Source organism: Streptomyces cacaoi (genome assembly GCF_006539165.1).
GTDB classification, from domain to species: Bacteria; Actinomycetota; Actinomycetes; order Streptomycetales; family Streptomycetaceae; genus Streptomyces; species Streptomyces cacaoi.
Window position 1 is genome coordinate 1 of sequence record NZ_BJMM01000091.1, and the last position, 13,446, is coordinate 13,446.

Below are 13,446 nucleotides of genomic sequence, written 5' to 3' on the forward strand. Positions count from 1 at the left end.
ACCGGGGGCGAAGCCGCAAGAAGGAGACGAACCACCGGGCGAAAAGAAAGGAGGGGCGCCCCGGCCAAAAACCGAGAGCGCCCCACACACATCAGCCGCACGAGCAGCGAAGGCCCAAACCGAGACCGACCCGACCCGAGCCGAGTCCCAGACCGACACCGAGCCCAGATCAGGCCGGGCCAGGCCGAGCCCAGACCAGGCCGGGCCAGAGGGCCAGATCAGCGCGGACCAGACCGAAGCCGGACCAGGCCGGACCGGCCCGAGGTCAGCTCAGGCCGCCCCCGGACCTCAGAAGCCCATGGGATGCCACACGGTCTTGGTCTCCACGAAGGCCAACAACCGCCCGGTACCCGGCTCGGCCCCCCAGTCCTCTTCCCCGTCCCCCCGAACAACCCGCTTCAGATTCCCCGCAGCCAACTCCTCCAGCTCCCGAGCCAACTCCCCCTCGGCCCCGGCGAGATCGACCGCGTCGACGTCCTGGTGCGCGGCGAGCGGCCGCGCCAACTCCCCGGTGTCACCGGACAGCACGTTGACCACACCACCGGGCACATCCGAGGTGGCCAGCACCTCGGCGAGGGACAGCGCGGGCAGCGGCGCCTCCCGCGACGCGACGACCACCGCGGTGTTGCCCGTGACGAGCACGGGCGCCAGCACCGAGACCAGGCCCAGCAGCGAGCACCGCTGCGGAGCCAGCACGGCCACCACACCGGTCGGTTCGGGCGTGGAGAGGTTGAAGTACGGCCCCGCGACGGGGTTCGCGCTGCCCGCGATCTGGGCCACCTTGTCGGACCAGCCCGCGTACCAGACCCAGCGGTCGATGGCGGCGTCGGTCCTGGCCAGCGCCTCGTCCCGGGCGAGCCCCTCGGCTGCGGCCACCTCGGCGGCGAACTGCTCGCGGCGGCCCTCCAGCATCTCCGCGACGCGGTAGAGCACCTGGCCCCGGTTGTAGGCGGTCGCGCCGGACCAGCCGCCGAACGCCTTCCGGGCGGCGACGACCGCGTCCCGCGCGTCCTTGCGGGAGGCCAGTGGCGCGTTCGCCGGCCATCCGTCCGGGCCGGCCGCACCGGCGGCCGATGCCGCTGTGGTCACCTCGTACACCCTGCCGCTCTCGCTCCGGGGGAACTTGCCCCCGATGTACAGCTTGTAGGTCTTCAGGACACCGAGCCGGGTCCCCTGTGCCGCCGTCATCGCTTCACGCTCGCCTTCTCGTCGGCCTTCCCGGACCGTGCACCGTCGGCCTTCCCGGACCGTGCACCGTCGGCCTTCCCGGCCCGTGCACCGGCGGCCTTACCGCCCCGGGTCCCGGCAGCCTTGCCGCCGCCCCGGCCCCCGGCAGCCTTACCGTGCCCCTCGCCGGGCCCGCCCCCCGGCTCACCGGCCCGGCCGCCCCCGGCCAGATACGGCTCCAGCCCGTGGCGTCCCCCCTCGCGGCCGAAGCCGGATTCCTTGTAGCCGCCGAACGGCGAGGTCGGGTCGAACTTGTTGAAGGTGTTGGCCCACACCACGCCGGCCCGCAGCTGGTCGGCGAGCTTCAGGATGCGGGAGCCCTTCTCCGTCCAGATACCGGCCGAGAGCCCGTAGGGCGTGTTGTTGGCCTTGGCCACGGCCTCGTCGGGGGTGCGGAAGGTGAGCACCGACAGAACGGGCCCGAAGATCTCCTCGCGGGCGATGCGGTGTGCCTGGGTGACGCCGGTGAACAGGGTCGGCGCGAACCAGTAGCCGGAGGTGGGCAGTTCGCAGGCCGGGGACCAGCGTTCGGCGCCCTCCGCCTCGCCGGCCGCGGCGAGTTCGGTGATCCGGTCGAGCTGTTCGGCGGAGTTGATGGCGCCGACGTCGGTGTTCTTGTCCAGCGGGTCACCGACGCGCAGGGTGGCGAGCCGCCGCTTGAGCGCGTCCAGCAGCTCGTCGTGCACGGACTCCTGGACGAGCAGCCGCGAACCGGCGCAGCACACCTGGCCCTGGTTGAAGAAGATGCCGTTGACGATGCCTTCGACGGCCTGGTCGAGCGGGGCGTCGTCGAAGACGATGTTGGCGCCCTTGCCGCCCAGCTCCAGGGTGAGCCGCTTGGACGTGCCGGCGACGGTGCGGGCGATCTCCTTGCCGACGGCGGTCGACCCGGTGAAGGCGACCTTGTCCACGTCCGGGTGCCCGACGAGCGCGGCGCCGGTCGCGCCGTCCCCGGTGACGATGTTGACGACGCCGCGGGGGAGCCCGGCCCGGCGGCAGATGTCGGCGAAGAACAGCGCGGAAAGCGGCGTCGTCTCGGCGGGCTTGAGCACGACGGTGTTGCCGGTGGCGAGCGCGGGCGCCACCTTCCAGGCGAGCATCAGCAGCGGGAAGTTCCACGGGATGACCTGGGCGGCCACGCCCACTGGGCGGGGGTCGGGGCCGAAGCCGGCGTAGGCGAGCTTGTCGGCCCAGCCCGCGTAGTAGAAGAAGTGCGCGGCCACCAGCGGCAGATCGGCGTCCCGGGTCTCCCGGATGGGCTTGCCGTTGTCGAGGGTCTCCAGGACGGCCAGCTCGCGGGAGCGTTCCTGGATGATCCGGGCGATCCGGAACAGGTATTTGGCGCGTTCGGCGCCGGGCAGCGCGGACCAGGGGGTGAACGCCCGGCGTGCGGCCCGCACGGCGCGGTCGACGTCCTCCTCGTGCGCCTGGGTGTACTCGGCGAGGACCTCCTCGGTGGCGGGTGCCAGGGTCTTGCGCAGATCCTGGCCCGTGCCCTCGGTGAACTCGCCGTCGATGAACAGCCCGTAGGAGGGCGCGAGATCGACGACCGCGCGGGATTCGGGCGCGGGGGCGTACTCGAATGCTGTGGGAGCCATGCGTCAGTCCACCGTTACGTAGTCGGGGCCGGAGTAGCGGCCGGTCGCGAGCTTCTGACGCTGCATCAGCAGATCGCCCAGCAGGCTGGAGGCGCCGAAGCGGAACCAGTCGGGGCTCAGCCAGTCCTCGCCGAGCGTCTCGTTCACCATGACCAGGTACTTGACGGCGTCCTTGGCGGTACGGATGCCGCCGGCCGGTTTGACGCCGACCTGCCGCCCGGTGGCGGCCCGGAAGTCGCGGACGGCCTCCAGCATGAGCAGGGTGCCCGGCGGGGTGGCGTTGACGGCGACCTTGCCGGTGGAGGTCTTGATGAAGTCGGCGCCGGCCAGCATCGCCAGCCAGGAGGCGCGGCGGATGTTGTCGTAGGTGGCCAGCTCGCCGTTCTCGAAGATCACCTTGAGATGTGCCGTACCGCACTCCGCCTTGACCTGCTGGATCTCCTCGTACACCTGGAGATAGCGGCCGGCGAGGAAGGCGCCGCGGTCGATCACCATGTCGATCTCGTCGGCGCCGGCGGCCACGGCCGCGCGGGTGTCGGCGAGTTTGACGTCCAGGGCGGCCCGGCCGGCGGGGAAGGCGGTGGCGACCGACGCCACATGGATCCCGGGGGCACCGGCGTCGGCGAGGGCCTGCTTGGCCGTCGCCACCATGTCGGGGTAGACGCAGATCGCGGCCACCCGGGGGGCCGTGCGGTCCGTCGGGTCGGGGGCGGCGCCCTTGGCACACAGGGCGCGTACCTTGCCGGGGGTGTCGGCGCCCTCCAGCGTCGTCAGGTCGATCATCGAGATCGCCAGATCGAGGGCGTACGCCTTGGCTGTCGTCTTGATGGAACGGGTTCCCAGGGTGGCGGCCCGGGCCTCCAGCCCGACCGCGTCGACTCCGGGCAGCCCGTGGAGCAGGCGGCGGAGAGCGGCGTCGGAGGTCGGCCGGCCGGTGGGATCACCGGTCCTCGCCTCGGTCACTGCGTCGGGACTGGCCGCATCGGTAGGCATGGTCACCACAGCACCATATCTACGCGCGTAGCGGCGTGTCATCCCCCGGAACGGCAACCGTCCCGGTCCCGTTGCGGGCGGTCCCGGGGGCGTCGCCGGGGGAGTGCGCCGGGTCGTTGTGCGGCGATTCGCCGTGCGACGAGGCCGTCATGCGACGGGTTGTCGTGCGACGAGTTGTCGTGCGACGAGTTGTCGTGCGACGGGTTGTCGTGCAACGGGGCCGTCGTGCGGCGGCAGGACCCGGCGGGTGCGGCAGGGCGTGCCCGACCGGCGTGGTACGGGCGCTACTTGCGGGTGGCGTCGGTCACCGTGACCTGGTAACCGAGCAGTTCGATCTTTCCGCGCGCCGGGACGAGGGCCGAGAACTGGTGCAGCCGGTGAATGGTGAACCCCTTGGCGGCCTTCTTGCCCACGAACGGGTACATCTCCCGGTCCGGCGTCATGGTCATACCAGCGGAAGCGACCTGCTGGTGCTGGTCGATCGCGGTGTTGAAGACGACGAAGGTGCCGCGGTCGCGGGTCTCCAGCGCGTACACCTTGTCCGTGGCGGAGTCCTTGTTCTTGCCCTGCGAGAACGTCGCGCTGGCGTGCTGGCCCAGCTTCTCCTCCACGCCCTGCGCCGCGTCGTGCACCGAGCGCGCCGTCTTGGTGTCCGCGAACGCCGACGACTCCAGCGGGCTGCGCAGCGTGTACAGATCGGCCAGTACGCCGGGCAGTTCGTCGGGCGACTTCACCCGGTGCCTGCTGCTGTCCGACGGTACGGCCCGGGCGAAACCGTGCTTGTCCTCGGCGAACCGGAGGGGGCCCTCCTTCTTGTCGTCGCCGGCCGGAGCGGCGGTCACGCTCGCCATGTTGTGCCAGCTGCGGCTGCCCTTCTCCCGGTCGAAGACGAGCAGTTGGCGCTCGCCGTCCGCGGGGCCGCCCTTCGGGCGCGCCGTCACCGCGAACCAGGTGGCCCGGCCCTTGCGCGGAATGAGGAACTCGCGGTCGACGTAGTCGTCGGGGGCGGCGCTCTCCTTGCGTTCCGCCGCGGTCATATGGGGGTGGTGCGCGTACTGCGCCCGGCCGCGCTCCAGCTGACCGCCGCCCTCGACCGTCGCCAGCAGCTTGCCGTCCCGCTTCGCGTCCGCCTCCTTGGCGACCGAGACATATCTGTCGACGATCTTCTCCGCCTGCGTCTCCGTCACCACGCCCTGCGGGGCCTTCACCTTGTCGTCGTCCCCGCTTCCGAAGGACAGGCCGCAGCCGCTGAGCAGTACGGCCGTCGAGGCGAGCCCGGCCACGCCCGCGACCCGCCTCCGGCCCGCTCTTCGCCGGGCGCTCCGCGCCGCCCCCGTTCCGTGCCCCTGCGCACTCCTGTCCCAACGCCGCATCGCCTGCGCTCCGTTCGTGTGCTCGCTCGTCGACGGCCGACCTCGCGACCGTGATTACGTTCGGTGCCGGGGGTCACACTAGATGCGACATCGCCAGGGAGAGCCGTGTTGTCCAAGTGGTTACTGTGACGTGTGCCACGTGTGACCGTGCGACGGCATGTCTCCTTCCCCGGGCCCTTCCCCAGGGCATATGCGCCGGTCGGCGGCTCGCTCAGGCTCCGGACCGGCCCGGGGGCAGCGCCCGACCGGGGCATCGATGCCGTACTGCAACGTGCGGCCGGGCCCGCCCGGCGGACGGTCCGGCACAATCGGTCGCATGACGAGCGAGGACAGGAACGACAGCGCCGGAACCGGGAGCTCCGGCCCCGGCGAAGCGCCCGGCCCGGGAGGCGCGCCGGACCCCGGGCCCCCGCAGCCGCAGGAGTTCCCCGACCGCGTCTACCGCTCACCGGCCGCCATGGCCGGCGGCATCCTCCTGCTCGCCATCGGCCTGTGGCTCACGCTCGACGCCGCCTTCGGCGGAACCGGCAGCACGCCCTGGTTCGCCCTCGCCGGACTCCTGTTCGCCGCGCCGCTCGTCGTCGCCTTCACCCTGCGTCCCGCGGTCTTCGCGGGGGAGCGGCGGCTGCGGGTACGCAACCCGTTCCGCACCATCGAGATCCCCTGGGGCCGGGTGGCGACCGTGCGCTCCGGCTACTCCAGCGAAGTCCTCACCGACGGTGCGAAGTACCAGCTGTGGTCCATCCCCGTCTCGCTGCGCGCCCGCAAGAAGGCGGCCCGCCACAACGAACGTGTCGCCGCCGGCAAGCCGCCCGCCACCCCCGGCCTCGGAGGGATGTTCGGCAGCCGTCAGATGCCCAACCTCGACCCGGGCACCACCGAACTGTCCGAGAAGCGCGCCCCTTCCGACCAGTCCATCGACGAGCTGCGGGAACTCCAGCAGACGCACGGGGAGAAGGCCGAGGCACAGGGCGAGATCACCGTCCGCTGGTCCTTCGAGATCCTCGCACCGACCGCCGCCGGCGCCGTCCTCCTGGCCATCCTCCTGGCCGTCGGCTGAACGGTACGGCCCGCGGCTGACCGTACGGCCCGCGGCTGACGGTACGGCTTCGCCGACCCTCGGCTGACGGCCCCGGGCCCCGGCCCTCGGCCGATGACACGGCCTTCCCGGCTGTCGGCCACCGATACGTCCCCGCCGGTCAGGCCAACGGCTGACGGCAGAGCCGGACGGACCCGAGGGGCTCCGCGCCGCCCGGCCCGCGGCTCAACCCACCGCGCGGAGCAGCTCCGCCCGCTCCTCGGACGTCAGCTCCACCCCGAAGGTCTCCGCCAGCACGCCCGGCAGCTCCTCCGGCCGGACACTCCGCTTCTCGGCCGGTGCGCCGGCGCCCGCCGGAGTGGTCGTCCAGGTGAAGCCGTCCAGCTGGTCCGTCCGGTCCGGGCGGATGCGCTGGACGAACGGGCGGCGGTTGAACGGGGAGTGCTCGCTCGTCGCGATGAAGTGGTTGCCCACCGCGTAGTCGACCGGATACTGCGGGACGAGTGTGAAGGTGTGCCGCTGGAGCCAGCCGCCGTCCGGCCCGGGCTGGAGCAGCGCCCAGCCGTCCGCGCCCGGCGTGACCTCCCCGTGCCACAGCCGGAACGGCCAGCCCTCCGTGTGCGTCTCGCCCTCCACCAGCTCCAGCGGAGCCAGCGGGCTCGGGCCGAATCCGACATCGCTCAGCCACCGGCGGCCGTCGATCTCGACGAGCAGCATCGCGTGCGTCGCGGGAAGGATCTTCGGTGCGCCGAGCTGCACCCGCCCCGACAGGGCCGTGAGCCGGAAACCGAGGCTCTCCAGCGCCGCCGCGTACAGCGTGACGTGCTCGTAGCAGTAGCCCCCGCGGTTCCGGCGCACCATCTTGGACTGCACCGACTCCAGGTCGAGCGGGACCGAACGGTACAGAAAGCTGTCCAGGTTGTCCCAGCGGAGCGACAGCACATGCGCCCGGTGCAGCGCGTGCAGCGCCTCCGCCGTCGGCGCCCGCTCGCCCTCGTACCCGAGACGGGCCAGATACCCGTCCAGGTCGAACGCCTCACTGCTCCACATGCTCCGCCTCCGTCACACCCGTACGACCAACCCGGACAACCCCGCTCCCCGGCCCGCCTATTCCACCCACGGCACCACGGGCCGGGCGGCGCCCACCCCATGGCGACGCCTCCGACCCGTGCGCGGTTGCGCCGGGTGCTTCTAGACTCACTGGCCGTCGCAAGGAACGGAGACCACGGAAACCTGCGGCGGTACGACAACGGGAGGGACACGGGGTGACCGCACCGAAGGCCGACCGCGCCCTGTCCTGGACGGCCGCGGCGGCGATGCCCTTCGTCCTCGTCCTGTCCTTGGCCGCATGCGGCGCGGCGGACTCCTCCTCCGGCGGTGACCGCGTTCCGTCCTCGGGCACCGAGAGGCAGTCGGAGGCCGACGAGCAGACCAAGAAGGTGTCGAGCGGGATTCTGGATCTGATTCCGGTGAAGGGAGAGGTGTCCGAGCCGGGGCCCGGTGTGGTGCCGTGTGAGGGCAAGGACCGGGAGAAGTTCTTTCGGCTGCTGCACACGTGGAGTGTGACGCCCGAGGCGAAGGACCGGTCGAAGCTGGCGGGGGCGATGGAGAGTCTCAGGGAGTCGTTGCCGAAGCATGGTTGGGAGGTCAAGTCGTTCGCGCGGGACAGTAGTCGGAACCGGAATCTCGCGCTGGTCGCGGATCATGACAAGAAGAAGTTCAGCGTCAACATCGTGCATTACGCGAAGGACGATCCGCCGAAGTTGACGGTGCGGGTGATCACCGGGTGCTATCAGGTGCCCGAGGGGGAGAAGGTCGATCATTACTGAACGGGCCCTGCCCAAAACGCTGTTGGTGCCGCGCCGGGTACCTTTCGTCGGGCGGAGGCGTTCCGGCGGCCCTGCGGCCGTCGCGCGCGTCATTCCGCTGACTGCGGCCCTCGTCGTCGCTGTGACGGGCTGTTCCGGCGCGGCGGGGAGCAGCAGGACGGGGGAGATCCCGGTACGGGACGTCAAGGCGGCGCGGTCGGATGCGAGGGAGCTGTCCAGCCAGTTGCTCGACCTTCTCGGGCTGCATGGAAAGGTCACGGAGAACGGGCCCGGTGTGGGGGTGTGCGAGGGGGGGATTCGTCCAAGTACTTCACGATCCACCACCCGTGGAGTGTGTACAAGGCGCCTGTGCCCGAGATGAAGCAGGCAATGGAGAATCTAAAAGAACAGTTGCCTGAGCACGGTTGGAAGCTCGTCGGTTACGGGCCGGACAAGAGCAGGTCGAAGAGTCTAACGCTGCAAGCTGATTCCACTAGGAAGAAGTTTTCGGTGAAGGTCAAGTTGTGGGAGGAGCCGGAGGGGAGTAAAGCGCCCTCAATGATTCATGTCACGCTGATGTCCACCTGTTTCCGTGCCCCCAAGGGGCAGGACGTCACGGGCGAGTACTGAGAATCGAGGCGGGGCCGGCGGGCCCGGGCGGTACGGCTGAGAAGCGAACAGGGGGGATGTGCGCAGTGAGGGCTGAGTGTTGCCCGGCGCGGACGGCTGCGGTGGCGGTTTCCGTGGCCGTCGTCGTGTCCCTGGCCGGGTGCGGTACGGAGGACGACCGGGTTCCCTTCGCGGGGACGCGCGAGCAATCCGACGCCGACGAGCAGACCAAGAAGGTGTCGAGCGGGATTCTCGATCTCATCCCTGTGCAGGGAAAGGTGTCCGAGCCCGGGCCCAGGTCGGCGGAGTGCGGGGGCGGAAAGGATCCGCACAAGTATTTCCGGATGCTGCATACCTGGAGTATGACGCCCGAGGCGAAGGATCGGCCGAAGCTGGCGGAGGCGATGAAGGGCCTCAAGAAGTCGTTGCCGGAGCGCGGTTGGGAGGTCGAGTCGTTCGCGCGGGACAGCAGTCGGAACCGGAATCTCGCGCTGGTCGCGGACCACGACAAGAAGAAGTTCAGCATCAACGTCACGCACAATGCGAAAGACGATCCGCCGCACCTCGTCGTGAGCGTGATCTCGGGGTGTTATCGGGTTCCTGAAGGCGAGACCGTCGACTTCTACTGACGTGGGCCCGTCGGTTTCTCGTGATGTCGCGGAAGGTGAGGGCGGGGCGGGGCGGGCCGGTCGGTGGGGCGTATGCGTCTGCGGCCCCGCACACACAGACGCGTATGCGGGGCCGCAGGCGGGTGGTGGGGGCGGTCAGAGGCCCGAGGCGGTGTGGAGGTCCTGTTTGATGTGGGTGAGGACGGTTGCGGCGCGGTCGCGGGCGGGGGTCAGGCCGCACGGTTCGGTGACGGGCGCGACGACCTCCAGGTAGCACTTCAGCTTGGGTTCGGTGCCGCTGGGGCGGACGATGACGCGGCCGGAGGCGACGCCGGTGTCCGGGTCGCCGGACAGGTGGTAGCGCAGCCCGTCGGTGGGCGGCAGGGTGTCGGTGCCGTGGGTGAGGTCCTCGATGGCGGAGACGGTGAGGCCGCCGAGTGCGGTGGGCGGCTGTGAGCGGAGCCGGACCATCGCCGAGGAGATGAGCGAGAGGTCCTCGACGCGGACGGACAGCTGGTCGGTGGCGTGGACGCCGTACTCGGTGTCGAGGTCGTCGAGCAGGTCGGTGAGCGTGCGGCCGGACTGCTTCAGTTCGGCGGCGAGTTCGGCGATGAGCAGGGCCGCGGTGATGCCGTCCTTGTCGCGTACCCCCTGCGGGTCGACGCAGTAGCCGAGGGCTTCCTCGTAGCCGTAGCGCAGCTCGTCGACGCGGGCGAGCCATTTGAAGCCGGTGAGCGTCTCGGCGTACGGCAGCCCCGCGGCCCCGGCGATGCGGGAGAGCAGCGAGGAGGAGACGATCGTCGTCGCGAACGTGCCCCGGGCGTGCTTGTGGATCAGATGGGTGGCCAGCAGCGCGCCCACCTGGTCGCCGCGCAGCATCCGCCAGCCGCTCGCGGCGTCCGGGTCGGGCACGGCGACGGCGCAGCGGTCGGCGTCCGGGTCGTTGGCGACGACGAGGTCGGGTCGGCGGCCGGTGTCGGCGGCGTGCCGCCGGGCCGTCGCGAAGGCGAGGTCCATCGCGCCGGGCTCTTCCGGGTTGGGGAAGGCGACGGTGGGGAAGTCCGGGTCGGGCTCGGCCTGTTCGGGCACGGCGACGGGGGTGGGGAAGCCGGCGCGCTCGAAGGCGAGGCGGGCGGTCTCGGCGCCGACGCCGTGCAGGGCGGTGTGCACGATCTCGACGTCCCGGGGCGCGCCCTCGGTGAGGACGGCGCCGCTGCGGGCGAGGTAGGCGTCGACGAGGGACTCGTCGAGCACGTCCCAGCCGCTCTCCGGGAGCGGAACGCCCGCGAGCGGGCCGACGGCGGCGATCCGGGCGGCGATGTCGCTGTCGGCGGGCGGCACGATCTGGAGGCCGTCGCCCAGGTAGACCTTGTAGCCGTTGTCGCGGGGCGGGTTGTGGCTGGCCGTCACCATGACGCCGGCCGCGGCGCCCAGGTGCCGTACGGCGTAGGCGAGCACCGGCGTCGGCAGGGGCCGCGGCAGCACGGCGGCGCGCAGCCCGGCGCCGGTGACGACGGCCGCGGTGTCCCGCGCGAAGTCCGCGCTCTTGTACCGCGCGTCGTATCCGACGACGACGAGCGGCGCCGCGCCGGCCGCCGCCCGGTGTGCGCCGGGGCCCGTCTCCACGCCGCCGGCGGGGGAACCGGAACCGTCCGTGCCGTGCTCGCGCAGATACGCGGCCAGTCCGGCGGCGGCGCGGATGACGACGGCGCGGTTCATCCGCATCGGACCGGCACCCAGCTCCCCGCGCAGGCCCGCGGTGCCGAACTGGAGTGTGCCGCCGAAGCGGTCGCGCAGCTCCGCCACGGGGCTCTGCCCGCCGTCCCGGCTCCCGCCCGCCGCGCCTTCGACCTCGGCGAGGAGCCGGGCCAGCTCCTCGCGGGTGTCCGGGTCGGGGTCCTCGGCGAGCCAGGTGCGGGCGCGGGCGAGCAGCGCCTCGTCGCTCTCGGCCGGGGCGCCCTGCTCGCCCTGCGGGGCCGGGGCGGCGGGCGTGCCGGTGGGTCCGCCGGGGGCCGCGGCCGCCGCGTCCGTCAGATCGGTCAGCTCGTCGCGCACGGTTCTTCTCCTGCCCGCCCGTCCGCCCGTCGCCCCGCCCACCGCCCCGTGTGTCCGGGGAATGGCGCTGTGGAGGTTCGGGGGGATCGGGCGCGGGCTGTGCTGTGGGTGTGTGGGAGCCGCGGTCGCCGCCCCGGCGCCGCGGGGTCGGGCGACGGGGGCGCGGCCGGTCGTGGATCGTGTGTCACCGGGTCTCCCGGGACGGGGGTGCCGGAACCTCCCGGGGGCGTTCCGGCGGGTCTCCTGTCGCGGGACGGGGGTGCCGGGTGTCCTGTCGCCAGGGCCGGGCGCCCGGGTGCCCTGTCGCCGGGGCCGGGTCGTCCGGGTGTCCTGTTGCCAGGATCGGGGCTCAGAGCCGGTCCAGCACCCGGGCGAGGAGGGTGCCCATCCGGCTGGCCGAGTCGCGGCCCGCCTGGAGGACCTCCTCGTGGTTGAGCGGTTCCCCGGTCATCCCCGCGGCGAGGTTGGTGACGAGCGAGACACCGAGCACCTCGGCGCCCGCCTCCCGTGCGGCGATGGCCTCCAGGACGGTGGACATCCCGACGAGGTCGCCGCCTATGGTGCGGATGTAGTTGATCTCCGCCGGGGTCTCGTAGTGCGGGCCGGGCAGCTGGACGTAGACGCCTTCCTCCAGCGTCGGGTCGACCTCCTGGCACAGCGCGCGCAGCCGGGGCGAGTACAGGTCCGTCAGGTCGACGAAGTTCGCGCCGACGACGGGCGAGGTCGCGGTCAGATTGATGTGGTCGCTGATCAGGACGGGCTGCCCGGGGCGCATGCCCTCGCGCAGGCCGCCGCAGCCGTTGGTGAGGACGACGGTCTTGCAGCCCGCCGCCACGGCGGTACGCACCCCGTGCGCGACGGGGGCGACACCGCGCCCCTCGTAGTAGTGGGTGCGGCCGAGGAAGACGAGGGCGCGCTTGTCGCCGACACGGTAGGAGCGGATGCGGCCCGCGTGGCCGGCGACGGCGGGGGGCGGGAAGCCGGGCAGTTCGGTGACGGCGAACTCGTGCTCGGGCTCACCGAGCGCGTCGGCCGCGGGTACCCAGCCCGAGCCCATCACCAGGGCCACGTCATGGCTTTCGGCGCCGGTCAGCTCGCGCAGACGCGCGGCGGCCTCCTCGGCGAAACGGTAGGGGTCGTCGGGCGCGTGTGTCGTGGCTGTTGCGTTCACGCGACGAGGGTAGCCCTTTCGGGCCTACGCGCGTAGACGCCGGGGGGAAACCGCTCCCATTCCGGAGGAAAACACGGTCGCGGCCCCGCCCGTCGAGGACGGTCCTGTACTTTCCGCCCTCGCCTTCCGCCCTCGTCAGTCCTCACCTGCTGCCCTCGCCCTCCGTCTCCCGGGGGCTCAGGTCCGCCCCGTGGACGGGGTCAGCAGGGGCGTTTGCGCAGCTCCATGACGTAGTCGTGGGGGGCTCCGGCCGACTCGGCGGCGTCGGCGATCTCCCCGAGGTACCGGGCCGAGGGCAGACCGCCCTCGTACCCGTCCAGGACGTGGCACCAGGCGGCCTCGTCCCCGTCGAGCGTGTGCACGCGGATCCGGGCGCGGCGGTAGATGCCGAGGCCGACGCCTTCCCACCGGTCCAGCAGGGCCTCGTCCATGGGGGCGATGTCGTACAGCGCGACGAAGACCTGGGCGGGCGGGGCGCCGTCGGGGCCCTGCGGGGAGGGGCCGTCCTCGACGATCGTCACCAGCGCGGAGTCCCAGCCCGAGCCTCCCGAGCCCTCCGGGCCTCCCGCCTCGTCCGGGGTGTGTCCCCAGCTCTCCTGTCCGAAGGTGAGCCGCCAGCCGGAGAGCCAGCCGGTGCCGCGCATCGGGGAGTGCGGGGCCCTGCGGGCCATCAGTCTGGCGTCGAGGTTGCCGGCGTATGCGGCGTAGAGCGACATGGCGAGAGCGTACGCCCGGTGGGGGCTTGCTCCTTTGTCCGCTGCCTTTGCGCTTCGCTTCGTGTGGGGTGGTTCGGTGTGCCTCTGCACTGGGCTGTGCTTCTGCCCCGGTGCGGCTCTGTTTCGTGGCTCTGCCTCTGCCTCTGCCTCTGCCTCCGGCCTCGGGGCTCGCTTCTGCCCTCGGGGCTCGCCTCCGCTTCGGGTTCGCCTCTGTTGCTGGGGGCTCGCGTCCTTGGCTTCGCTCCCTGT

The 13,446-nt window shown here is 72.0% G+C and carries 11 protein-coding genes and 1 pseudogene; 4 read left to right on the forward strand and 8 right to left on the reverse strand.

Translation table 11 applies throughout. The features are described from left to right. Positions 1 to 288 precede the first annotated feature (288 nt). From SCA03_RS33505 to SCA03_RS33520, 4 genes and pseudogenes are all read right to left on the reverse strand, one after another. Entirely contained in the window at positions 289 to 1,188 is a 900-nt protein-coding gene (locus tag SCA03_RS33505; protein ID WP_030896294.1) for an aldehyde dehydrogenase family protein, read from the reverse strand. A 206-nt stretch (positions 1,189 to 1,394) separates the two neighbouring features. Beyond that, positions 1,395 to 2,825 (reverse strand): annotated as a pseudogene (locus SCA03_RS33510) (aldehyde dehydrogenase family protein); the annotation flags it as partial. A 3-nt stretch (positions 2,826 to 2,828) separates the two neighbouring features. Next, positions 2,829 to 3,818 carry a deoxyribose-phosphate aldolase gene (gene deoC, locus SCA03_RS33515; RefSeq protein ID WP_030896289.1) on the reverse strand — a complete coding sequence of 330 codons (990 nt, stop codon included), beginning with the start codon at positions 3,816 to 3,818 and terminating at the stop codon, positions 2,829 to 2,831. A 284-nt stretch (positions 3,819 to 4,102) separates the two neighbouring features. Next, positions 4,103 to 5,101, reverse strand: coding sequence for a DUF8094 domain-containing protein (locus SCA03_RS33520; RefSeq protein ID WP_030888704.1), 999 nt, complete (start codon positions 5,099 to 5,101; stop codon positions 4,103 to 4,105). A gap of 406 nt (positions 5,102 to 5,507) precedes the next feature. Between SCA03_RS33520 and SCA03_RS33525 the strand changes: the two genes are divergently transcribed. Then, positions 5,508 to 6,251: a PH domain-containing protein gene (locus tag SCA03_RS33525; protein WP_030888703.1), complete on the forward strand. Its 744-nt coding sequence runs from the start codon at positions 5,508 to 5,510 to the stop codon at positions 6,249 to 6,251. 204 nt (positions 6,252 to 6,455) lie between these two features. Here SCA03_RS33525 and SCA03_RS33530 read toward each other — a convergent pair whose 3' ends face one another. Next, positions 6,456 to 7,280, reverse strand: a complete 825-nt coding sequence (locus SCA03_RS33530) for an arylamine N-acetyltransferase family protein (RefSeq protein WP_086818047.1) — start codon at positions 7,278 to 7,280, stop codon at positions 6,456 to 6,458. A gap of 215 nt (positions 7,281 to 7,495) precedes the next feature. Between SCA03_RS33530 and SCA03_RS33535 the strand changes: the two genes are divergently transcribed. From SCA03_RS33535 to SCA03_RS33545, 3 genes are all read left to right on the forward strand, one after another. Next, positions 7,496 to 8,059 carry a hypothetical protein gene (locus SCA03_RS33535; RefSeq protein WP_230989088.1) on the forward strand — a complete coding sequence of 188 codons (564 nt, stop codon included), beginning with the start codon at positions 7,496 to 7,498 and terminating at the stop codon, positions 8,057 to 8,059. Between the two features lie 348 nt (positions 8,060 to 8,407). Beyond that, entirely contained in the window at positions 8,408 to 8,668 is a 261-nt protein-coding gene (locus SCA03_RS33540; protein WP_141275847.1) for a hypothetical protein, read from the forward strand. 113 nt (positions 8,669 to 8,781) lie between these two features. Next, positions 8,782 to 9,276: a hypothetical protein gene (locus SCA03_RS33545; protein WP_141275848.1), complete on the forward strand. Its 495-nt coding sequence runs from the start codon at positions 8,782 to 8,784 to the stop codon at positions 9,274 to 9,276. Between the two features lie 135 nt (positions 9,277 to 9,411). Here SCA03_RS33545 and SCA03_RS33550 read toward each other — a convergent pair whose 3' ends face one another. The 3 genes from SCA03_RS33550 to SCA03_RS33560 all read right to left on the reverse strand — a co-directional run bounded on the left by SCA03_RS33550 (position 9,412) and on the right by SCA03_RS33560 (position 13,197). After that, on the reverse strand, positions 9,412 to 11,187 hold the full coding sequence (locus SCA03_RS33550) for a phospho-sugar mutase (RefSeq protein ID WP_086818363.1): 1,776 nt from the start codon (positions 11,185 to 11,187) through the stop codon (positions 9,412 to 9,414). A 472-nt stretch (positions 11,188 to 11,659) separates the two neighbouring features. After that, a complete protein-coding gene (locus tag SCA03_RS33555) occupies positions 11,660 to 12,481 on the reverse strand; it encodes a purine-nucleoside phosphorylase (RefSeq protein ID WP_030888696.1) in 822 nt (273 codons plus the stop codon). A gap of 200 nt (positions 12,482 to 12,681) precedes the next feature. Beyond that, entirely contained in the window at positions 12,682 to 13,197 is a 516-nt protein-coding gene (locus SCA03_RS33560; protein ID WP_030896277.1) for a gamma-glutamylcyclotransferase family protein, read from the reverse strand. Between the last annotated feature and the right edge of the window lie 249 nt (positions 13,198 to 13,446).

What these genes read in the sequence shown, in the direction of transcription:
- SCA03_RS33560 (WP_030896277.1), bottom strand. Translation starts at nt 13,197, where the DNA reads ATGTCGCTCTACGCCGCATACGCCGGCAACCTCGACGCCAGACTGATG.
- SCA03_RS33525 (WP_030888703.1), top strand. Translation starts at nt 5,508, where the DNA reads ATGACGAGCGAGGACAGGAACGACAGCGCCGGAACCGGGAGCTCCGGC.
- SCA03_RS33505 (WP_030896294.1), bottom strand. Translation starts at nt 1,188, where the DNA reads ATGACGGCGGCACAGGGGACCCGGCTCGGTGTCCTGAAGACCTACAAG.
- SCA03_RS33530 (WP_086818047.1), bottom strand. Translation starts at nt 7,280, where the DNA reads ATGTGGAGCAGTGAGGCGTTCGACCTGGACGGGTATCTGGCCCGTCTC.
- deoC (WP_030896289.1), bottom strand. Translation starts at nt 3,818, where the DNA reads ATGCCTACCGATGCGGCCAGTCCCGACGCAGTGACCGAGGCGAGGACC.